Genomic DNA, 23,421 nt, shown 5'->3' with positions numbered 1-23,421 from the left:
TTGAAAAGTTAAGATTATAAATTTCAGTTTACTTCCTTTTCAAACAAAAAACACTGAGCAAAATCAGGGTCAAAAGTTAATTTTGACCCTGATTTTGTTCTCCCCTATCTCCGCGGTTAAAATACCGTTTTTCTAGCTCAAGCTAAGTTCCAGAATCTCACCGACCACTTCGGGTGTAATATCGGCGCGCTCGCCAAAGTTCATTCCCCGCTCCACAAATCGTTTTACGATTTCCTGCACGGTCTCTTCGGTGACTGGATACGCACTTGCTTTGGTCGGAATACCCAATGATTCATAAAATTCGGCCGTTTTTTTGATGGCTCCTGCTACTACTTCATCGTCGGTACCAGTCAATTGCCATACGCGTTTGCCATACTGAATGAGTTTGTCCCTTTTGGTATCTTTTTTAATTTCCAATAAATGCGGCAACACCACCGCCAAAGTGCGTGCATGGTCGATGCCGTGCAGGGCCGTTAGCTCATGTCCAATCTGGTGCGTAGCCCAGTCGGTAGGCACTCCCGCTGCAAGCAAGCCATTGAGAGCCATCGTCGCGGCCCACATTACGTTGGCAGCGGCGTCATAATCGGTCGGGTTAGCCATCATTTTTGGGCCTTCGTCAATCAGCGTCAGCAGCACGGCTTCGGCCATCCGATCTTGCATTTCGGCCCGTACGGAGTAGGTCATGTATTGCTCCATCACGTGCGTAAAGGCATCGGCAATGCCGTTGGCAATTTGGCGCGGCGGCAACGAAAACGTCGTTTCGGGGTCTAGAATAGAGAATTTAGGATACACCAATGGATTCCCTAACCCCTTTTTCTCGTGCGTTTCTTTACGGCTAATAACCGCGTAATAGTTCATTTCCGAGCCGGTAGCGGGGAGCGTCAAAACAGCACCAAGCGGGAGCGCAGTAGTGATTTTAGCGCGATTACCCACAATTTGCCAAGGGTCGTTGCCCGTAAAAGGAATGGCCGCTGCGATAAATTTTGTACCGTCGAGCACCGAGCCACCGCCCACGGCCAACAGAAAATCAATCTTTTCGGCACGTCCCAATTCAACCGCCTTCATCAGGGTTTCGTAGGTAGGATTGGCCTCAATGCCCCCAAACTCAACGGTTTTGTGCCCAGCAAGCGCCGTTTTTACCTGCTCGTATACCCCGTTTTTGAAAATACTTCCCCCACCATAAGTAATCAAGATGGTGGCATCGGTGGGGATTTGCTTTGCTAATTGTGCAATTTGACCTTTTCCGAAAATGATTCGAACCGGATTGTGATACTGAAAGTTTATCATAAAAAATGAAATTTTTTAACTCGCTATTTAGTTTGACTAACTAATCCATGACTACTTTAGTTTCCAACATTTTTCGTATTATTACACTCCCAAAACATCCCTTTTAGCTTTTCTTCTCATGAAAATTTTGGTAGTTGACGACGAACAGGACATAAAAACGCTCTTTGAACAACGCTTTCGACGTGAAATAAGAAGCGGTGAATTAAATTTTGACTTTGCCCACTCTGGAGAAGAGGCTTTAAGCTATTTGAATGACCATTTTTCGGAAATTGTGTTGATTCTTTCCGACATCAATATGCCCGGCATGAGCGGAATCGAACTGTTGAAACGGATTCGGACGGAGCGCCCCAGTGCCCCTCCGATGGTGATGATGATCACCGCCTACAATGACGACGAGAATTTTAACCAAGCCAAAAAATACGGAGCCGATGATTTTTTAACCAAACCGATTGACTTCGCCAACCTTAAACAGAAACTTACCCTCTCATTATGAATAAAGCCAAAATGCTCGTCGTAGATGACGAAAGCGATTTGGAATTGCTGATCAAACAAAAATTTAGACGACAAATCCGCGAAGGTCTCTACCAGTTTGTCTTTGCCCCCAACGGCGTGGAAGCCTTCAAACTTCTGCAAGAAACTCCCGACATAGATTTAGTACTGAGTGACATCAACATGCCCCTCATGGATGGGCTGACGCTATTGAGCAAAGTGAGCGAGTTGAGCCCGCTTATTAAAGTAATTATGGTTTCTGCCTATGGCGATATGGACAATATCCGCACCGCCATGAATCGAGGAGCGTTTGATTTTGTGTGTAAACCCGTCAATTTTGAAGATTTAGAGCTGACCGTTCAGAAAACCCTCGTTCACGTTCAGCAACTGCGCGATACCCTCCAGGCCATCAAAGAAAACAACATTCTGCGGATGTACGTGGATGAGAATGTGTTGAGTTTTATGAGCCGCAAAGAATTCGAATCGGCCATCATGGTCAACGAAACGGTAGAAGCAACGGTCGTTTTTATGGACATTTGTGGCTTTACGGCCATTACCGAAAACGCTGACCCCGATACTGTCGTGCACTTAATCAACAAATACTTTGACGTGATGGTCAAAGAAATCATTGCGCAGGGAGGTCACGTAGATAAATTTATGGGCGATGCTGTCATGGCTGTCTTTCGGGGCGAATACCACCTCGACCACGCCATCGAATCCGCCTTGGCCGTGCGTAGCCACATTGCGGCCATTCAGGAAAATCTACTCGATCACACCACCTACATGCCCCGCGTGGCCATCGGAATCAATTCTGGCGAAATGATTTCGGGAAATATCGGTTCGGTTTCGCTGCGGCGGCTCGACTATACGGTCATTGGCGATACCGTCAACGTAGCCCAGCGCTTTCAGTCGGTAGCCAAACCTGGTCAAATTGTGATTGGGCAAGACGCTTACAATAAAGTAAAAGAATCCTTCAACTGTCAGCCCGTGGGTGAAGTAAATCTAAAAAATAAAGCAAACCCGCTGATGATTTATGAAGTATTGGAATAACGACAAGCACTGATATAGCCATTCAAAAAAAATATCCTGACCCGAAAAGACAAAATTACCGACCATTTCTTTCAACTCTTGGATGAACCTATCAATAATATGCAATACTAGTTTAGTAGTTATATTCGCTAACGCAATAGTTAATATTTGTTACCTACATGCCCCGTTTCAATACGATTGCTGGTCAAAGAGTACAACGCATTGAAGCCCTGAGCGACGGGGTTTTCTCAATCGCCATGACCCTTCTGGTTTTTAACATGAAAGACCCCGTCAGCGGTATGGTTATTTCTGACGGCAAACTCCTTACTGCACTCTACGATACCCTGCCCACGTTACTCACCTATTTTTTGAGTTTCATGACGCTCGGTATTTTTTGGACTGGTCAATCTACGCAGTTTCATTACATTCAAAAATACGACCGAAACCTCAGCTGGATTTCTCTGTTTTTTTTAATGTTTGTTTCAATATTACCCTTTACGACGGGGATTTTGAGCAATCACATCACCAACAGACTTTCAATCGGTATTTACTGGTTGAATATTTTAGCGCTGGGTACGCTACTGTTTGCGCATTGGCACTATGCCTACAAACACAATTGCGTCAATTTTCCAGACAACAATGGCCCAGTCGTCAACAGCGCCCTGCAAAATCGAGTCATGACGGCCCAAAGTCTATACACCATAGCAGCCGCTCTTTGTTTTATCAATACCTATGTAAGTATCATTGCTATCATTCTGATTCAATTAAACTACGCACTCGGCCTCTTTAACCCTAAATTATCCAAACTGTAATGCACGCAGGAAGCCATTATAACCTTAAGGAATTTTTACTCTGGACACGCCGCGAAATTTATGTGTTACTGGTTTTAGCCATCGTCCCGACCGCTTTGTATCAATACCTCAACTGGCATTGGCTGGCGGTTCCGTGGGTGCCTATTACGCTGGTAGGCACGGCAGCGGCTTTTATTGTCGGTTTTAAAAATACTCAAACCTATAATCGTCTCTGGGAAGCCCGGCAAATTTGGGGAGCTATCGTCAATACCAGCCGGGCCTGGGGAATTATGGTGAAAGATTGCGTCATCGTCCCCGATGCTCCCCATGACGCCAAAGCCCTGCACCAACAGTTGATATACCGTCACGTGGCTTGGCTGACGGCCCTGCGTTTTCAATTGCGGGAAGCCCGGCTGTGGGAAAATACAAACAAGAGTTATAACAAAGAATACCGCCGTTTTTTTTCAGTTCCCGAAAAGGAACAAAAGCTCGAAGATGAACTCAGAAAGTACCTCTCAGATCACGAGTTGGCGTACGTACTCAGCAAGAAAAACCGCGCCACGCACACCATCAGCCTACAATCAAAGCAGTTGCGGGAATTGAAGCAAAAAGGCTACATCGACCCGCTGAATTACGTAGAAATGGAAAATCTTTTGGTGAACCTTTACGAACAACAAGGCAAATGTGAACGCATCAAAAACTTCCCCTATCCACGTCAATTTGCCTCCATCAACCTCTTCTTTGTGCGTCTTTTCGTTTTCATGGTTCCTTTTGGAATGTTGAAAGAATTTGAAAAGTTGGGCGAACACATGGTTTGGATGACCGTTCCTTTCAGTGTACTGGTATCGTGGGTATTTTCGAGCATGGAAAAAGTAGGAGAAAGCACCGAAAATCCGTTTGAAGGCGGATCCAATGATGTGCCTATTACATCTCTTAGCCGTACAATTGAAATAGACCTACGGGAAATGCTGGACGAAACCGATTTACCACCCGCGATTCAGGCAGTAAACAATATTTTAATGTAAGGCAGGGCTTACCATCGTCGTTTTTCACAACGCCACCATTACCCCATGAGAGAACATCCCAACGAATATATCCTTGAAAACAACACCTTTGCCACTCTCACTTATTCAGACCTATTAAAACACAGCGCCGATTTCTTTGACGTGGGCACTAGGGGCTTTTTTGACATCGATCCCCAGAGCATTGACCTCAATGTAGGTGTGTTTACGCATCCGTCGACGACACTTGCTTTTCCTACCGTATCAGTCTCACAATTAAACAATTCCATTGTTATTTCGTGTGGCTGCCAAGCCCACAAAAAGAAATTGTGCGAGCACCAAGCGCAGGTTTTGTACAATATTATTGACCGTCCGTATCTGCGTATTTTTTTTGATGACAACTTGCGAAAAACCAAGATGCAGCAAGTAGCCAAGGAATATGGATTGGAAAAAGAAGCCGAGTTAGATGATTTTTTTTACGTTGAATACGTCCATAAATCGTTCGAAATCAAGCCAAAACTCAAAGAATTATTGCCCCTCAACAAAGCCACGAACGATTATTTTCGAGAACATTTATTACCGCAAAAAAACCTTGTCCTGCCAGGAATCGTCGATGAGCAATCCAACTCCAAAATGGCCATTGTGTTTCGGAAACACAAGTATTATGAACGGTTCGTGGTGGAGCTTTTTGAAGGTCAGGTAAGCCGCGACGGTAAACTTAAAAATCCCTTTAGCCCCGTAGACCCACTCAATCTTATCTGGAAAACCGAGAAGCTTGATGATGCAAAATTCTACACCGCTATTTCTAAATTTCAACAACATTTTACGACCGACAAATCGGCGTCGGTGCTGGAAGCCTTAAAAGTAATCGTCAAAAATCCGCTAAATCTGGACGTTTATTCCCACGAAATTGGCCAATCTGACAACGTTACGGCCAGCTCGATTGTGAAAGTTCAGATGCGAAAAACGGCACTTGACGTAAAATTATCGGTCGATCAACGCAAACAGTTTTACGAAATCACTGGCGAACTGGTCGTGAATGATAAGGCTTATCCGTTAAAAAACCTGACCCTGAAATACGATTATTTTGTCCACATCGGAGAAACGTTGTATTTGGTCAGCAACCCCGATATGCTCCGCGTGATTCAGTTTTTCAAAAAGAGCAACCCAATTTTACTCATTCATGCTTCCAAATATGATGAGTTTAAGGAGACCATTCTTGCCGAACTCGAACATCAAATCAGCATCCGATACGCCTACCTCCGCCCCGCCACTCAAAAGCAACTTATTGAACGTGAGGCCGAAACCAGCATTGAAAAAATCATTTATCTATCAGACCGCAACAATTACGTAGTGCTCACGCCCGTGGTCAAGTACGGCAGCATCGAGATTCCCGTTTCGTCCCGCAAACAAATTTATGATACAGACCCAAACGGCAACGTCTTTCAGATTGAGCGAGACGAGGAGCTGGAAATTCAATTTACGGCGGTAGTCGTGCAACAACATCCCGATTTCCAAGAGCAACTTCAGGAGATGGATTATTTCTATCTGCACAAAAATCGTTTCTTGGACGAGGATTGGTTTTTGGAGGCTTTTCAGGTGTGGAAAAATGAGAATATTACCATTTTAGGATTCAATGAATTAACCAACAACCGACTTAACCAGCACAAAGCGCGGGTTTCCATAAGTGTTGTGAGTGGTACAGATTGGTTTGACACAGCGCTGGAAATCAAGTACGGAAAGCAAAAAGCGTCGCTAAAACAATTACACAAATCCATTCGTAATAAAAGTAAGTTTGTACAACTCGACGACGGTACGATGGGTATTTTGCCCGACGAATGGATGAAGAAGATTGCCGCCTTTTTTCAGGCAGGCGAAGTGGAAGAAGAGGTCCTAAAAATTCCTAAGAACAATTTTACGCAAATTGACCAACTCTTTGAAAATGAATCCTTAAGCCAAGAAGTAAAAGATGAACTGGCTTTTTATTCGACAAAATTCTCCTCTCTCAAAAATCTAAAAGAAATACCAGTACCACCCGAGCTTAACGCCACCCTACGCGACTATCAGCGGCAGGGACTCAACTGGTTGAATTTTCTGGATGAGCATAATTTTGGCGCGTGCCTAGCCGACGACATGGGCCTGGGAAAAACCATCCAAATCATCGCTTTTATCCTTTCTCAACGCACCAAGCGCCCCAACACCACCAACCTGATTGTGGTGCCTACTTCGCTGCTTTTCAACTGGCAGGATGAGGTGGCCAAATTTGCGCCGTCTATGCGGTTATTTACGCATTATGGCCCCAACCGATTGAAATCTGTCGGTGAGTTTGACCGTTACGAAGTGATTTTGACGACCTACGGCATGGTGCTTTCCGATATTCAATTTCTGAAATCATGTCGATTCAATTACATTTTTTTGGACGAATCGCAGGCCATCAAAAACCCTGAATCACAGCGCTATAAAGCCGTCAGGATGCTCCAATCCCGTAATAAAGTAGTACTTACTGGTACGCCGATTGAAAACAACACATTTGATATTTTCGGGCAACTTTCTTTTGCTTGCCCAGGATTGCTAGGCAGCAAGCAATATTTTAAGGCCATTTATTCGATGCCCATCGACAAGTTTGAAGACCGCAAAAGGTCCAATGAACTGCAAAAACGAATTGAGCCGTTTATTCTGCGAAGAACCAAAAAACAGGTAGCCACCGAACTCCCCGACAAAACGGAAATGGTGATTTACTGCGAAATGGGCGAAGAGCAACGCAAGGTTTATGATGCCTGCGAGAAAGAATTGCGGGAATATATTTTGGGCAAAACCCAAGACGACCTCACCCGCAGTAGTATGCACGTGCTGACGGGACTGACCAAATTACGTCAGATTTGCAATTCGCCCGCGCTGCTAAAAGACGAAGAATTTAAGGGCAACCATTCCGCAAAAATTGAGGTGCTGGTTGAGCAGATTGAGAACAAATCGTCCCAACACAAAATCTTGGTATTTTCACAATTCGTATCCATGCTCGATTTGATAAAAAAAGAGCTTGAAGCCAAAGGTATTGCCTTCGAATACCTCACGGGACAAACTAAAAACCGCGCCGCCAAAGTAAACGAATTTCAGAACAACGAAAACGTGCGCGTGTTTCTCATCAGTTTGAAAGCGGGCGGTACGGGACTCAATTTAACCGAAGCTGATTACGTGTACCTCATCGACCCGTGGTGGAATCCTTCCGTGGAAAATCAGGCGATTGACCGCAGTTACCGCATCGGCCAAACCAAAAATGTCATTGCGGTACGGCTGATTTGCCCCAACACAATTGAAGAAAAAGTCGTGAAATTGCAGGAGTCAAAAACCAAGTTGGCAGACAACTTACTAAAATCCGATGAGTCCATCCTAAAATCATTTTCGAGAGATGATTTGCTGGGGTTATTGGGATAGCCTGACGCACTTTTGCGACTCCCAAAAATATCCCCAAAAAGTCATTTTTTGCGTAGAATTGACCATTTGGGAAGGATTATCGACCAACCTTTAATACCTTTATGCGCTTAAAAATGGCGTACTTGAAAAAGTAAAACCGACAACCCTTCACCAAAACCATCTCGCTCAACCCCATGATTCTCAGGAAAAACTTTGACCTCCGCATCGTATTCTGGAACATTCGTTACGAAACCGGCATTACTCTTTTTGTCTCAATTATTATTTGGCTGCTGCACAAATACGGCGCCATCGAAGTTGTTCTCCCATTTAGTGTAGCGGCTATTTTAGGCTCGGCACTGGCTATTTTTATCGCGTTTCGAAACCAAAGTGCGTACGCGCGCTGGTGGGAAGCCCGTACAATATGGGGCGGAATCATCAATAACAGTCGGATTTTTGGCCGTCAGGTAATCGCCAATGCCGACAATGCGGCTGCCCTTGACAAAATAAGCCAAGAAGCCGCCCAAGCCTACAAAAAAGAAATGGTGTATCGTCAGATTGCTTTTGCGCACGCGCTGCGCCTTCATTTGAGACGACAAACTCAGTGGAATGAATTACAGCATTTACTCAGTCCAGCGGAATTTGAGTCCTTCTTAAAGGCCCAAAACAAGCCCAACATCCTCCTCAACATGCAGGGAATTCGTCTGAGAGAGGGCATGAGGAATGGCGCACTAGACATTGTTGACAATTTCACGATGGAGCCCAATTTAGCCACGTTCAACAACTGGCAAGGCGCTTGCGAACGCATCAAAAACACACCCTTACCGCGCAATTATCACTATTTCACGCGGCTCTTTTTGTACACGTTCATTTTTATCCTTCCCATTTGTTTGGTGAATGATTTAAAAAAAATGGAGGTTGACTACATGGTGACACCCGTAAGTTTTATCCTTTGCTTTGTGTTTTCGGTCATGAATCGCGTGGGAGAAATCAATGAAGCTCCTTTCGAAAATGGCTTGCAAGATATTCCAATGACTGCCCTGTGCAACACTATTGAGCGCGATTTGAAGGAGCAATTGGGCGAGACAGATTTGCCCGTAAAACTCGAACCCGTGAAAGGTTTCCTTTTTTAATCTGCAGAGCAATGTTCCCCTATTTGTCACCATATTAAAACATCATGTGTTTTAATATGGTGACAAATAGGATTTTTACTTCGTCGCCATCATTCTCAGCTTGGTATTTTGGTTTCGAATACGCTGGCACAAAATCCGGATGATGTTGCGCAATACTTCTCCACGCTCATCCATAAGGTCGTAAAAATCAGCTTGGTCTACCCGAAAAAGTTGAACATCAGAGAGTGAAACCACCACCGCCGAGCGCGGTTCGGCATCCAGCAATGCCAACTCCCCAAATACATCTCCCCGGCTAAAAGTAGCCAGTTGTACCTGCCCATCATAAATGCCTACTTCGCCCTCATAAATCACAAACATACTCGTTCCTAAATCGCCTTTTTCAAAAATGGTCTGCCCTTCGAGGTAGTTTACTTCCTTCATAATGGGCGCAATACTACTCAATACATTTTCGGGGGTTTCGGCAAAAAGATCGGTATTTTTTAAGACCATAACACGCTCCGTAATTGAAACTTTGGCGGTGGCAGATGAATGACTCATGAGTTGTAAATCGGGATAATTGAATAATTGAGCGGGCGACACGCCACGCAGGGTAAGGCGAATAGTCCAATCTGTAAAGTGCCGCGCCCCTTGTTGAAGAATATAATCTTTAATAGAATCTTTAGCTGAAAATACCCCCATTTGAACATCAATTCGGTTGATTTTCTCCGCATCCGACACATCATCGAGCAAAGCGTGCAAACTCCCGTACACCTGACGGGGCACACTGTTTTCGAGTAATTCGAGCGAATTGGCGCGCCGCTCACGTGAGCTGTGCAGCACGCTATTTTGGGTACTGGCAATCAAATCGGGGTCATAGCGCTGCATCAAAAGACCAAAAATACGCTGAATCGTCACCTCTTGTTCATACATAAGGCTATTTTTGAGATCGGTCTCAATGGGTTCAGCCTGTCCATGTAATAGGCGCTGAGACAGCAAAAGTTCCTCCTGAAGTAGTTTTTCAAACAACGATGCCTCTTGGGAAGTATCAAAATTTCGCAGTGCGTGCAACGCGGCCGTCCGAACCGAAACATGCGGGCGTTGAAGCAGTTGTAACAATAACCCATACGCTTCTTTGGACTGCATTTGGGCACACACCGCCACAATGCGCCGTTCCAAATCAGGTGACGTAATTTTTGTGAGTCGTTCGGTCAGCAGCGGCAACGCTTCTTTTTCTACACTGGCCAGACTCTTAGCGGCCAAGCGCCAATAATTCTTTTCCGACAGAAAATCTACCAATTGAGCGCTCAATACTGCACTCGGCAATACCCCTGAGGTCTCGATGGCGGCCCGAACAACCTCGGCATCAGGATGCACAAACGACTCTTTGACAAAGTCGACGTAGCGTGTCAGTTTCAGCGAACGAACAATTGTCAGGGTAGCTAGTTGGCTGTTAGCATTGGAATTCTGACGCATGGCTTCCAGCGCCGTCAGGGCAAACGAGTGGTTTGGCTCTCCACTCAAAAGCCCCAAAATGGCCCCCTTCCGAACCGCCATGTCGGGCCTATATAACAACTCATTACCAATTGACGGGGCATTTTTACTCACAATCCGCGCCGCAACTTCCCGGATAAGCGGGGAATAATCTTCCGCAGTCAACTTCCTTAATTGAGCCGTCTTTAGCTCTAGCCCCAATTTATCAACGGCTTCAAGGGCAGCCAATCGTACCTGGTCGTCGCGGTGGGTAAACAGTTCGGTGATGTAATCGTGCAATTTAGTGTGCGGAACCCCGTGCGCGTGTGTGCTGCTCAGCCATTCTACCGCATTGATGACTTCTTTGGGTTTATCGCTGCGAAGATTCTTCAGCACCGCTTTGACGGCCTCGTCGGGAATAGCCAAATCTTCGGCAGCTACAAATCGCTTACCAAGTGCTTCCTGCAACGTTGCCACGTACTGAAGGTAGGTACGCCGCAAAAACCAAAGCGCAAAAACAGCTCCCACCACAATCTCTTCCACCAAAAACCACTGTCCTCCCTGCCACCAGTGATGGCTTAAATAAAGCATAAGCCCCCCTAAACCAAGCCCCAACGGTTCATAAAATCCCTTGGCAAGCGTGTGTCCGCGCAGACGTTGATGTGGAGAAAGCGGCTGAAACAACACCAAGAAAACGGGATCAAAAAGTGCTCTTCTCACTACTTCAAAACCCAGATACACAAAGCAATAGGCCACCAATTGAACCGATTCATCATATCCCATCAAGAAAATAACGCCCAAGCTGACCGCCACCCCCAAACCACCTACGGGCAGCAACGCCAGTACTTTGTTGATACCGAAGTAGTCAATGGTCTGCCGCGACACGACCAACTTCACAAACGTAGCCAACAAGTAAGTCAAAGTCAGCACTCCGCCGAGATAGGTCATTACTTCGGCTTGACTGTGAAGTTTATATTTAACATTGATAAAAAAGGCGTATTCAACGCCCGTTGCCATGACGGCAACGGCAGTTAGGCTGAGGCACATGGCAAAAATCAACTCACTACCACCAAACAACTGGGTAATCAGGCGGGGCATAGGACGCCGGCGAATAGGAGCAGCAGTGCCGTGCGCGGTGGTTACGTGATGCGACCGAAAGGTCAAAACGGCCGTATACATGGCCGCCCAAAAGAAACCAAATGCCAGAAACAGCATGAATATCAGTTCGGTATGTCCATGTATCAAAACCGCCAGCATCCCACCGAGTGCTTTGGCGGGCATGTCGCCAGCACTAATTACACCAAACAACCGTTTGCTCTGACGCACGTCAAAAACCACCGCTGAAACTCCCCAAAATTCAAGATTGGTGAGCAGATAAATAGAGCGAAAACCCACCATAATGGCCACCGCCGCCGTAACTGAATGGCCAAATATGACCAATAGCAATATGACAGCCGTAAGCACAATCACCGCCCACAACACCCTGATAACTAATTGATTAAGCCGAAGATGGTGCTCAAAATAAGTATATACTTTTCCGATAATCATCATCCCTACCGCCGACGCCATATAGGCCAGCGGTAGACTGCTCTCGGGGTGGTTTTCAAGCAGGATTACATTGGCCGATACATAAATCAGCATCGTGCCGAAACCCAGAAAAAAATGATGTAAAAAGAACAAACCGACGGTACGAATTTCATCGGCTCGCACTCCTAACGAACGGTACAGGGAAGCTGAAGACATAAAAAGTAATCAATATTCGACAAAAATACAGATATTGGAGAAAAAACAACGGCAAGAGTCGTTTTATGGCGCTTAATCATTTCAAAACCTTTTTCCAGCTATGAATTTTGTCACGCCCTTCATGGTTGCTTTTTTCTTACTGCCTTTTATTCAAAAATTTTTACAAACCAAAGAGCGCCTCCCCGAGTGGGACCAACGCCTCAAATACGCACGCTTTGCGGCGTTTGGTTTGTTGGCAGTTGAAGTAGTAGCGGATACTGATTTCATCTCGCCCCTCGTTTTTTTTCTTCTCTTAATCATTGCCTCCATTCCAGCCTATTTATTAAGAAATCAAAGCTCCGCGTCCCGTTTGTTGCTCTGGATGATTGTGCCATTGGGAGTGGCTTTTTTGATTGATAACATGGGCGAATATTGGGTGCCGAAATTCCATAAAAAGCACCATAACTTTTTTGAATCGCTGAAAGGAATCACCCTTACGGCCAGTTTTATTTTGGCGTTAGTAGCCAGAAATCAACAAAAATCTTTTGATAAAGCCATCAAAGAAGAACGGCTCAAACGCGAACAGGAAGAAGAAACCAATCGGATTCTGGAAGCCCAAAAACTGGATTTGGAATCGCAAGTGGCGGCCCGGACCGCCGAAATTATGCAGCAAAAAGAAGAGCTACAACACGCCCTCGACGACCTGAAAGCCACGCAAGAACAACTTATTCAGTCCGAAAAACTGGCTTCTTTGGGAGAACTTACGGCGGGGATTGCGCACGAAATTCAGAATCCACTCAACTTTGTCAATAATTTTTCGGAAGTATCTGCTGAATTGGTAGAAGAATTGAAAAGCGAACGAGACAAAGAAGAAGCCCAACGAGACGCCGGATTGGAGGAAGAAATCCTCAACGACCTTGTGCAGAATCTTCAAAAAATCAACTACCACGGCAAGCGCGCCGCCAGCATTGTTACGGGCATGTTGCAACACTCGCGCGCGGGCTCGGGCAAAAAAGAACAGACGGACCTAAACGCCCTCGCCGACGAGTACCTCCGCCTGAGCTATCACGGGTTGCGCGCTAAAGACAAGTCTTTTAATGCCCATTTGATAACCGATCTGGACCCTAATGTCCCCAATATCGAAGTTGTTCCGCAAGATTTAGGGCGAGTATTTCTAAATTTGATTAACAACGCGTTTTATGCCGTTCATAAAAAAAACACCTTAGGTTTAGCCAACTATGAGCCAACCGTTTGGGTAACTACAAAAAAGATAGAAGACGAAATTCATGTTTCAGTGAGAGACAACGGAACGGGGATTCCCGAAGAAGTTCAGTCCAAAATTTTCCAGCCTTTTTTCACCACCAAACCTACGGGTCAGGGTACGGGCTTAGGACTTTCATTGGCCTATGACATCGTCACTAAAGGCCATGGCGGCGAAATGGAAATGGAAAGCATCGAGGGGGAAGGAACTACGTTTATGGTGAGATTACCCATCAACTAAAGGTCAGAACAAACATGAAAAAATGGCTTAGTCTATTTTTGCTGTCGCTCATCACACACGCGGCCTTCTCTCAACCCAACATTAGCCCACTCCTTGCCGACAGCCTGAAACAAACCTTGACCCACACCAAAGAAGACACCAACAAGGTCTTGCTTCTGGTCAACCTGACCCGCTGCTACACTTCTATTGATTCCGATGTAGCCCTGCAATATGCCCGACAGGCAAAAACCCTGGCCAATCGCCTTGATTTTGTGAAAGGAAAGATTGCCGTTGGTATTGCGGAAGGGTTTATTTTAGCGCATACCAACGAATACGCAAGCGGCCTTGCCATCCTGATGGAAACCCGACGCCTTGCTGAAAGATTCGGAACGCCCCAAGAAACTGCCGTCATTTTGGCCAACATTGCGTTCATTTATACCATGAGCAAAGACAATACAAAGGCGGCTGAATACCTAGAACAAGCAAAAATCATCCAAAAAAACCACCCCGTTGCCGACATTCATTTAACGCTCGGCGTCATTTACCGAGAAATGGGCCGCCTCGATACCGCTCTTGTTTATCTACATCAAGCCTATCAAACTGGGCTAAAATACCAGTTACCAACCTACGTTACTTCTTCGGCTTATTTTTTGGGTACTGCTTATGCTGCCTCTGGCCAACCCGACAGTGCGGTGGTCTATTACCGCCAAACGCTCGCATGGAATCGAAAATTCACTATTGCAGGGGTCAATGCACGGGCGTATCAGGGACTGGCTAAGGTTTATAAGGATAAAAATCAGTTGGACTCGACCCTTTTGTACGCAAAAAAAGCCATCAAAGAAAACGGAAATCACGCGTACCATCTACCCACGCTTATTGAGGCATCAACTTTGTTGTCGCAAGTCTATGAACAAAAAAACAACCTGCGCGAAGCTTTTCATTACTTTAAAATAGCAATGGCCGCCAAAGATAGCCTCACCCTACAGGAAAAAAACAGTCAAATCAAAAAATTGGCCTACGAAGAGGAAGAACGGGAAATACGTACCAAACGGCGGATTGAAGCCAACCAAGCCGCTTTTCAGAGTCAACTCCAAATCTATGCTTTGTCGGGGATATTGGGCGGATTGGCGTTATTGGCGTTTATTTTATACCGCAACAATCGCCAAAAACAAAAAGCCAACAATCTTTTACACCGTCAAAAAGAGGAAATAAATCGCCAGCATGAGAAAGCCGAAAAAGCCCTCATTGCGCTGAAAGCCACCCAAAATCAATTAATCCAATCCGAAAAACTAGCCTCTCTGGGAGAACTTACGGCGGGTATCGCCCACGAAATTCAGAATCCGTTAAACTTCGTCAACAATTTCTCGGAGTTGAGCGTGGAATTAGCCAAAGAGCTAAAAATGGAAAGGTTAAAGGGGAAAGAGGACAGGGACGAAGAATTAGAAAATGAATTAGTGGATGACCTGATCCAAAACCAAGAAAAAATCAACCTTCACGGCAAGCGAGCATCAAGCATTGTCAAAGGGATGTTAGAGCATTCGCGTACATCAACTGGCGAGCGCGAACTGACTGATATAAACCAACTGGCCGATGAATACCTCCGCATTGCTTATCACGGTATGAAAGCAAAAAACCATGACTTTGAGTCTGATTATGAGTTAATTCCAAGTAAAAATCTCCCAAAAATCCAAGTCATTCCGCAAGAAATTGGACGGGTATTGCTGAATCTAATCAACAATGCTTTTTATGCGGTCAACGTCGGCAGCTATTGCGCGTCTGCGGTTCAAAACGCTACCGATGTTAATAAACCGCCTGAAGGGTATATGCCCAAAGTAACCGTCACGACCGCTGCCACCGATAGCCATATTGAAATCCGAGTCACCGACAACGGCAACGGCATGTCGGAGGCCACCAAAGCCAAAATTTTTCAGCCCTTTTTCACCACCAAACCCACTGGCGAAGGCACTGGACTAGGGCTGAGCTTGGCGTATGATATTATAACAAAAGGACATGGAGGAGCAATGAAAGTAGAAAGTGTAGAAAATGAGGGAACAACATTTGTGGTACAATTGCCGATTCACTAAAAAATTGCTTTGTATATGTTCAGCAACGTTATCTCCTCATTTTTCAGAAATCCTAACCTTATCCGCGTCCTAAAACCGTCGGGCCGTAAAACAATCCTCCTCGTATTTCATTACATTTGTCTAAAAACAACCCATTTCCACCTCAAAACGGCGTTTTTTGAATGAAGTATGCCTTTCTTTCTTTCCTGCTTTTGTGTTGTAGTCAGATTTTAGGACAGCAAGTTACTCCACTACGTCCTATTTCTGAGAATGGTAGCACTTTGAGTAAACATTGGAAATGGCACGAGGGCGACAATCCTCAATGGGCACAACCGACATTCAATGACCAAAAATGGTCAGACATTCAGCTCGACCAAAGCATTCATCATTTGCCCCAAATACGCCAAGCGCAGCTTGGATGGTTGCGGCGCCCCATCCGCGTCAATGCGTCGTTGGTCAATCAACCTCTGTGTTTTTACATTCGGCAGGCAGGAGCGGCCGAAATCTATTTGGACGGCAAACTCCTCGATACATTGGGGGTTGTGAGTAACTCTCCTTCCGAAGAAATCACGTACTCTATTGCCAAAGTCATACCATTCAGTTTGCCAGATACCAACCAACACACCATCGCGGTTCGGTTTTCGTTTACAAAAGCCAATTTTTATTACCCTGGCTCTAATCAGGAAACATTTACGCTTAAAGTCTTTGAAACAAAAACCCTCGGCTCTTGGATTCGTAAAGCCTCCGAACGCTCCTCCAGTTTCCTTTTTTTTAGCATCGGTCTTTTTTTGGTTTTCAGCATATTACATTTTTTATTTTATCGCTCAAACCGTTCAAAAAAGGTAAGTCTCATCCTCGGGTTCACAATGCTTACGTTTGCACTTGCCTTTGTTGCTGAAAGTTTAGATACACAACTACAAAGTTCAAGCCATCAGCAAATCGGAGAGTTGACCACCTTTATCACGTTTTATCTGGGCGTAATCCTCATCAACGTATCGCTTTACCACTACCTACATCAACCCTTCAGGTATTTTTTCTTTATACAGGCGATCTTGATCGCGGTGAGTTTGGTGTGCATGGCCATTGAAGTAGATGTACCGTATGGACTGGCGGTATGGCCCCCTTTCTTGCTGATTTTCATAGATTTTATCCGCGTAAGTATCTTGGCCGAACGCCGCAAAGATTCCAACGCCAAAGTGCCGATTTATTCGCTGGTTGTGGCAGCGGGCTGTCTGGTCTTAGCCATTGTATTTTTTGCCATTGCGGGGGCTTTTGTAGGCTTTAACAACACCCAAAACGGCTATATAGAACTTGTCATGACCATTGGTATGCTACTCATCTTTGTGATGCTTTTCAGCATTCCCGTCGGCTTATCATTTTCTTTGGTGCGCGAATACTCCCGTACCCATCAGTCATTGCGTAAAAAAATTCAGGAACTGGAAAGCCTTTCGGCCAAAAGCTTGGCGCAAGAACAAGAAAAACAGCACATTTTGGCAATCCAAAATGAAACCCTCGAACGGCAGGTGGCCGAGCGAACCACCGAGCTTAAAGCCTCCATCGAACACCTCAAAACCACACAGGACCAACTCATTCAGTCCGAGAAACTTGCCTCTTTGGGTGAGCTGACCGCGGGGATAGCCCATGAAATTCAAAATCCATTAAATTTCGTCAATAACTTTTCAGAAGTCAGCATTGAACTTCTGAAAGAACTGAATGAGATAAAAGAAGAAAAAACGGCAAAAGGTGAAGGTCCCAAAGACGATGAACTGGAAACGGAGCTGTTGGGGGATATTGAGCAAAATTTGCAGAAAATCAACCACCACGGCAAACGTGCTTCTTCCATCGTGAAGGGAATGCTCGAACACTCCCGAACGGGCTCAGGCAAGAAAGAGCCCATCGACATCAACACCTTGGCCGACGAATACCTGCGTTTGGCCTATCATGGGCTACGCGCAAAAGACAAGTGTTTTAATGCTGATTTTAGCCTTGAAGCCACCGAAAATCTACCTAAAATCAACGTTGTTGCGCAAGATATAAGCCGTGTTTTGCTCAATCTTATCAATAATGCCTTTTATGCCGTTCAGCAAAAAAAGGGGACAGATTTATCCAGCAATTATCAACCTGCGGTAGTGGTCAGTACGCAGTATATCACCGACAAAAATGGGGTAGATTGGGTCGAAATACGCGTAAAAGACAACGGAACGGGCATTCCTGAAGAAGTTCAGGACAAAATTTTCCAACCTTTTTTTACCACCAAACCCACGGGACAAGGGACGGGACTAGGATTAAGTCTGGCCTACGACATCGTCACCAAAGGCCATGGCGGCACTTTAGATGTGGAAAGCTACCAAGGCGAGGGAACGGAATTTATCGTTAAATTGCCTGTCTGAGAATAATTAACAGCCAACCCATGAAAAATCGCTTATTCATTGCCTTGTTTCTGCTCATTCCTCTTGCCCGCGTTGCCGCTCAAAGCATTATCACCATCGATACCCTGCCCCAAAAAGGCTTTGTACTAGACAAAAATTGGAAATGGCACGCGGGAGATAATCCCGCATGGGCCGACCCCGAGTTTGACGACAGCGGATGGTCGGATGTTAATCCCACCGACGATGTAGGCAACATTCCCCAACTGACCAAAAAAAACATCGGTTGGTTCCGAACTACGCTGGAACTTTCGCCGCTGGTGGCCCAGAAGCTGACCACACTGCTGATCAGCCAAAGCGTGGCTTCTGAAATCTACATCAACGGACTGCCCGCCCGCAAAATCGGCACCGTCAGCACCGACTCCAAAGCCACCCGAGCCGTCAATATTTTCAAGACCAACGTCATTGGCCTCCCCTATTCAGTGAGTTTTCCGTTTGTTCAGATTTCCATTCGGGTTGCATACGAACACAGTTCTTTCTACAACCGCGTGGGTTTCAGCAGAAACCACTGCCTCAAGGCCACCGTTATCGAAACATCCTACGCCAGCGACGTCAATAAATATCAACGCCACCAAACCTACTACGGCTGGTTTCAGGTGGGGGTATTTTTTATACTTACGTTTCTGCATTTATCATTTTATATACTTTATAGAACCCAACGCGCCAACCTATATTTTTCATTTACGACCTTTTTTTTAGGCCTCGCTTTTCTCTGCATCCCAGTCACGTTTGATTATTTTGAGAACCTTTCCGACTATTTTGTGGCCGAATTTGTGCAAACCATTGCGTTTCCCATCGCTTACCTGTTTTTGATTCGGGCCATATATGAGATTTACCATCAGCCCACTGGCATTTTATTTTGGTTGATTGTGGTGTTTGGGGTATTAGTGGTTATTTCGCTGTTTACCCCTTATTCTTTAGGCTCCATCTGGGCCGAACTGGGCACCGAACTACTGATGACCACCGAGGTCATTCGCGTCACGGCCTTGGCCCTTCGCCGCCACCAACCTGGAGCGCGGCTCATCATGATTGGAATGGGGATTTCGTTGGTAATGTTTCTGTTGTTTTACATTGATCTATTGCTTGAAAACGCTGGTTCTTACCCACTTTTTGAGCAATGGTTGGGCGGTATTATCACGTATCAAATTGCGGTTTTATGCGTTCCCTTGTGCATTTCGCTGTATTTGGCCATCAGTTTTTCCAGAACCAACAAAGAGTTGATTGAGAAACTTCGCGAAAACAACGACCTCAATAAGAAGACCTTAGCACAGGAACAGGAAAAACAGCACTTGCTGGCCGTCCAAAATGAAACCCTCGAACGACAGGTAAAAGAGCGCACGGCGCAGTTGGAAGAATCGTTGGAAGAACTGAAAGCTACCCAAAATCAGCTTATTCAAAAAGAAAAAATGGCTAGCTTAGGCGAGCTGACGGCAGGGATTGCCCACGAGATTCAAAATCCACTGAATTTTGTCAATAATTTTTCGGAAATAAGCATCGAATTACTGGATGAACTGAAAGAAATCAAAGAAGATAAAAAGACCAAAGGAGAAGTAGCACAAGCCAATGAATTGGAAGCGGAACTTTTGGGAGATATTGAACAAAACTTACAGAAAATCAATCACCACGGCAAGCGCGCATCTTCCATCGTGAAGGGAATGCTCGAACACTCTCGTATGGGTTCAGGCGAACGACAACTCACAGACCTCAACGCCCTCGCCGATGAATACCTGCGACTGAGTTACCACGGCCTACGCGCCAAAGACAAAGGCAACGCGGCTGGTAGATTTAACTCCGATTTTAAAACGGATTTTGACGAAAACCTGCCCCCCATCAAGGTGGTGCCGCAAGACATCGGGCGCGTATTACTGAATCTAATAAACAATGCTTTTTATGCCGTTCAGCAAAAAAATGGGGCAGACCCGACCAATTTGTTGGCCCCCTATCAGCCGATGGTTAGCGTCTCTACCCGAAAAAAGGGGAATCGGGTTGAAATCAAGATAAAAGACAACGGAACGGGCATTCCTGATGCGGTCAAAGAAAAGATTTTCCAGCCCTTTTTTACCACCAAACCCACCGGCGAAGGCACGGGCTTGGGTCTGAGTTTGGCGTACGACATCATCACCAAAGGCCACGGCGGCAGCATCGACGTCATCAGCACAGAAGGTGAAGGCACCACGTTTGTGATTAAATTACCGTACGAAAAAACGTAATTTTACCTTTTGCAATCATTTATCCGAAATTACATCAGCCAAAACGAAAAAACTCTTTCTCCGTGACTCATTCATTCTACCGTAGCCTCATCGCCGTCGCCCTGTTTCTTTTTAGTTTACAGGGTTTTACGCAAAAAGAACCCAAAGATTCTACTAAGGTCAAATTGGGACCTCTCTTCAAAAAAGAGGATATGTTGGAGCTTAATCTCACGACCAATTTCAGCTCCCTCATGAAAGACCGGAAAAATGCTAAGCAGCCTTACCGGTGGGCAAAATTAGAATACAATCGAAAGAAAAAAGGGGAAGTAGCCCTGAATATCAGGGTGAAGGTACGGGGGAATTTTCGGCGCTCACCCTCCAACTGTACGTTTCCTCCGTTGTTGCTGAATATTCCGAGCAAGAAAGATAAAAACACCATCTTTGAGCGTCAGAATCTACTAAAATTGGTGACGCACTGCCAAAATGAAGAGTACATTTTTCAGGAATATTTGGTCTATAAAATGTATAACCTGCTCACCGACGATAGTTTCGACGCCCGCTTGGCAAGGGTAACTTATCAAGATTCGGCTGGCAAACGCGAAACCGAAACCCGATTTGCCTTTTTACTCGAAGATGAAACTTTTCTGGCCAAACGCAACAAAGCCAAGAATATGTATCGAAAACAAATTCCTATGTACCTCATCGACTCGGTCAGCATGGCTACCGTGGCGGTTTTTGAATACATGATTGGGAATTCAGACTGGTCGGTACCGTATTTGCACAATATCAAACTGCTGGACAAAACCACCTACATCACGGCGGTTCCTTATGATTTTGACCATTCGGGCATTATTGAGGCCAAATACGCCCGCCCGCCCCAAGCCCTCAACCTATACTCAGTACGGCAGCGCATTTATCGGGGCATTACGTATTCAACCGCGGTGTATCAACAGGTATTTGATAATTTCAGGCGGGTAAAACCGCAAATTTACGCCCTGTACGAAAACAATCCACAGCTCGAAAAAGGCTACATCAAGCGCACCATCAACTACCTCGACGAGTTTTATAAAACCATCGACAATCCCAAATCAATCAAAGAGGTATTTACGGTAGAAAACGGCACCAAACCTACCATCAAAAACGGCGACTAAGCCCAATACAAGGTGATGAGATAACAAATCAACACCATCGGAAACCCAAAGATAAAAATCGTGTAGGCGATTTTTATAAGTCGGTATTTACGCTCCATGACCTTGCCTTGAGCGTAAATATTTTTGATGAGGCTGTCGTGCAGTCGGTCTTCTTTGACCATCATTTCTTTCATTGCCTTTTGGTATTCTTCCAACGTAAGGGCCGTATAGTCGGCAAAAAACAGCAAATCCATCTTGTGTACATGCTCCGCGCCCAGTTTTTGCGATTGGGGCTTTACCGAAGGACGTGTAGCCAAAAGTGCCACTGTAATGGTCGACAAACACACCACCACGAGCAAGCACGTAGGAATAATCAGGTAAGCATTGTCAAACGATTCTCGCACCATAAAGGAGGCCATAATCGAAATAATAATGGCATTGACCGACACCAACAAGCCCGCTTTCTGATCGGCCAACGTACTCAGTTGCATGTGGTTGGCCAAGGTGGAGCGGTACATTGTTTCAACGGTCCGGTCGGCTTTCTTTTTTTTCTCTTTTTTGGTTTTGTCCTTGATTTTTTCAGGTTTGGCAAACTCCATCGGTTCTTGCTCCATAAATGTTGATTGTGTCTATGCTGATTTTGTGAATACGCAATTTAAGAATATATTTACTCATAGCCATCAATGAAGAAAACACCCATTGTCTTCATCGTCGGCGAACTATTTTTTTCTTCTATTTCCATCAATAAACCCTCTATACCCATGCGTAAATATTACTTTATTTTGCTCTTGAGTTTCATTTTTAAAACGGCGATAGCCCAAACTCCCCCTACCGACCTCGCTGACCGCCTCAAGGCACTTGAAGACAACCTTCGTTTTACCGACCAAGCCCTGACCAAAAACATCGACGACCTGCTTTGGTATCAAAAATTGGGAGATATAGCCATCATCGACAAAGTTCGCTACGCCAGTAAGCCCCCGCACGTGGTCAAAAATCCAACGGGACAGGGCGCCAACAATCCCGTGGTGATTCCTGCGTACACTTTTGTCCCAAAGAAATTTTCTTCTTCCAAAAAACTGCCGCTCATGGTACTCATTCATGGCGGAATACACGGCGATTTTAATACCTTCAATGCGCACATTGTCAAGGAATTGATTGACCAAGGCTACATCGTCATTGCCCCCGAATACCGAGGCAGTACGGGCTACGGCAGTGCGTTTTACCGTCAAATTGATTATGGCGATTACGAAAACGACGATGTATTGGCGGGCAAGCGTTGGGCCGTCGAAAACATGCCGCAAGTAGATGCCGAGCGGGTAGGAATTATGGGTTGGAGCCACGGCGGGATGATTACCCTCATGAATATTTTTGACCATCCAGAAGACTACCGCGTGGCCTATGCGGGTGTGCCCGTCAGTGATTTGATTGCCCGGATGGGGTACAAAACCCAGAGCTATCGCAATGAATTTGCAGCCACAACTCACCTCGGCAAAGATGCCTCCGAAAACGTGGCCGAATACCGGCGGCGGTCGCCAATGTGGAACGCCCACAAGCTCAAAACCCCGCTTTTGGTCCATACCAACACCAACGATGAAGATGTGAATGTGCTGGAAGTGGAAGGGCTTATCAATGCCCTAAAAGCCCACGGCAAGAAATTTGACTATAAAATTTATCAGGACGCTCCAGGAGGGCACATTTTCAACCGGATTGACACCAAATTGGCCCGTGAGTCACGCGAGGAAATTTACCGTTTTATGGCCCCACAGCTGTCGCCGCCCAATCCGGTGAAGTAGTGACAAAGCCAAAGGTCTGATTATTATTACA

The 23,421-nt window shown here is 45.5% G+C and carries 15 protein-coding genes; 12 read left to right on the top strand and 3 right to left on the bottom strand.

Annotated elements, in window-relative coordinates; genetic code table 11:
• Window positions 1-132: 132 nt before the first annotated feature.
• Window positions 133-1,287 carry an iron-containing alcohol dehydrogenase gene (locus DR864_RS24120; RefSeq protein ID WP_114069365.1) on the bottom strand — a complete coding sequence of 385 codons (1,155 nt, stop codon included), beginning with the start codon at window positions 1,285-1,287 and terminating at the stop codon, window positions 133-135.
• Window positions 1,288-1,405: 118 nt separating this feature from the next.
• Here DR864_RS24120 and DR864_RS24115 point away from each other — a divergent pair, with 118 nt between their 5' ends.
• From DR864_RS24115 to DR864_RS24090, 6 genes are all read left to right on the top strand, one after another.
• Window positions 1,406-1,780, top strand: a complete 375-nt coding sequence (locus tag DR864_RS24115; RefSeq protein ID WP_114069364.1) for a response regulator — start codon at window positions 1,406-1,408, stop codon at window positions 1,778-1,780.
• Window positions 1,777-2,826 carry an adenylate/guanylate cyclase domain-containing protein gene (locus tag DR864_RS24110; RefSeq protein WP_114069363.1) on the top strand — a complete coding sequence of 350 codons (1,050 nt, stop codon included), beginning with the start codon at window positions 1,777-1,779 and terminating at the stop codon, window positions 2,824-2,826. The genes DR864_RS24115 and DR864_RS24110 overlap by 4 nt, the downstream gene beginning before the upstream one ends.
• Before the next feature lie 158 nt (window positions 2,827-2,984).
• Window positions 2,985-3,617: a TMEM175 family protein gene (locus tag DR864_RS24105; RefSeq protein WP_114069362.1), complete on the top strand. Its 633-nt coding sequence runs from the start codon at window positions 2,985-2,987 to the stop codon at window positions 3,615-3,617.
• Window positions 3,617-4,621 (top strand): bestrophin family protein, encoded by a 1,005-nt coding sequence (locus DR864_RS24100; protein ID WP_114069361.1) that lies wholly within the window; start codon window positions 3,617-3,619, stop codon window positions 4,619-4,621. The genes DR864_RS24105 and DR864_RS24100 overlap by 1 nt, the downstream gene beginning before the upstream one ends.
• A gap of 45 nt (window positions 4,622-4,666) precedes the next feature.
• Window positions 4,667-8,029: a DEAD/DEAH box helicase gene (locus tag DR864_RS24095; protein WP_114069360.1), complete on the top strand. Its 3,363-nt coding sequence runs from the start codon at window positions 4,667-4,669 to the stop codon at window positions 8,027-8,029.
• Window positions 8,030-8,202: 173 nt separating this feature from the next.
• Window positions 8,203-9,138 (top strand): bestrophin family protein, encoded by a 936-nt coding sequence (locus DR864_RS24090; protein WP_114069359.1) that lies wholly within the window; start codon window positions 8,203-8,205, stop codon window positions 9,136-9,138.
• A gap of 75 nt (window positions 9,139-9,213) precedes the next feature.
• Here the strand turns inward: DR864_RS24090 and DR864_RS24085 are convergent, their stop codons facing one another.
• A complete protein-coding gene (locus DR864_RS24085; RefSeq protein WP_114069358.1) occupies window positions 9,214-12,330 on the bottom strand; it encodes a cyclic nucleotide-binding domain-containing protein in 3,117 nt (1,038 codons plus the stop codon).
• A 100-nt stretch (window positions 12,331-12,430) separates the two neighbouring features.
• On the opposite strand from DR864_RS24085, the gene DR864_RS24080 reads away from it, so the two are divergent.
• From DR864_RS24080 to DR864_RS24060, 5 genes are all read left to right on the top strand, one after another.
• On the top strand, window positions 12,431-13,810 hold the full coding sequence (locus tag DR864_RS24080; RefSeq protein ID WP_114069357.1) for an ATP-binding protein: 1,380 nt from the start codon (window positions 12,431-12,433) through the stop codon (window positions 13,808-13,810).
• Window positions 13,811-13,824: 14 nt separating this feature from the next.
• Window positions 13,825-15,873: a tetratricopeptide repeat-containing sensor histidine kinase gene (locus tag DR864_RS24075; protein ID WP_114069356.1), complete on the top strand. Its 2,049-nt coding sequence runs from the start codon at window positions 13,825-13,827 to the stop codon at window positions 15,871-15,873.
• 161 nt (window positions 15,874-16,034) lie between these two features.
• Entirely contained in the window at window positions 16,035-18,242 is a 2,208-nt protein-coding gene (locus tag DR864_RS30260) for an ATP-binding protein (protein WP_229599462.1), read from the top strand.
• 20 nt (window positions 18,243-18,262) lie between these two features.
• Window positions 18,263-20,488 carry a sensor histidine kinase gene (locus DR864_RS30255; protein ID WP_114069355.1) on the top strand — a complete coding sequence of 742 codons (2,226 nt, stop codon included), beginning with the start codon at window positions 18,263-18,265 and terminating at the stop codon, window positions 20,486-20,488.
• Between the two features lie 62 nt (window positions 20,489-20,550).
• Window positions 20,551-21,618 (top strand): hypothetical protein, encoded by a 1,068-nt coding sequence (locus DR864_RS24060; protein ID WP_114069354.1) that lies wholly within the window; start codon window positions 20,551-20,553, stop codon window positions 21,616-21,618.
• On the opposite strand, the gene DR864_RS24055 is transcribed toward DR864_RS24060, so the two are convergent.
• On the bottom strand, window positions 21,615-22,211 hold the full coding sequence (locus DR864_RS24055; protein ID WP_162794097.1) for a Pycsar system effector family protein: 597 nt from the start codon (window positions 22,209-22,211) through the stop codon (window positions 21,615-21,617). The genes DR864_RS24060 and DR864_RS24055 overlap by 4 nt on opposite strands.
• A 147-nt stretch (window positions 22,212-22,358) precedes the next feature.
• On the opposite strand from DR864_RS24055, the gene DR864_RS24050 reads away from it, so the two are divergent.
• A complete protein-coding gene (locus tag DR864_RS24050) occupies window positions 22,359-23,390 on the top strand; it encodes an alpha/beta hydrolase family protein (RefSeq protein ID WP_114069352.1) in 1,032 nt (343 codons plus the stop codon).
• Window positions 23,391-23,421 lie beyond the last annotated feature (31 nt).

It is taken from the genome of Runella rosea (genome assembly GCF_003325355.1).
Classification (GTDB): domain Bacteria; phylum Bacteroidota; class Bacteroidia; order Cytophagales; family Spirosomataceae; genus Runella; species Runella rosea.
Note: the sequence above shows the minus strand (reverse complement) of the source record. Positions and strands in the feature narration are given on the sequence as shown.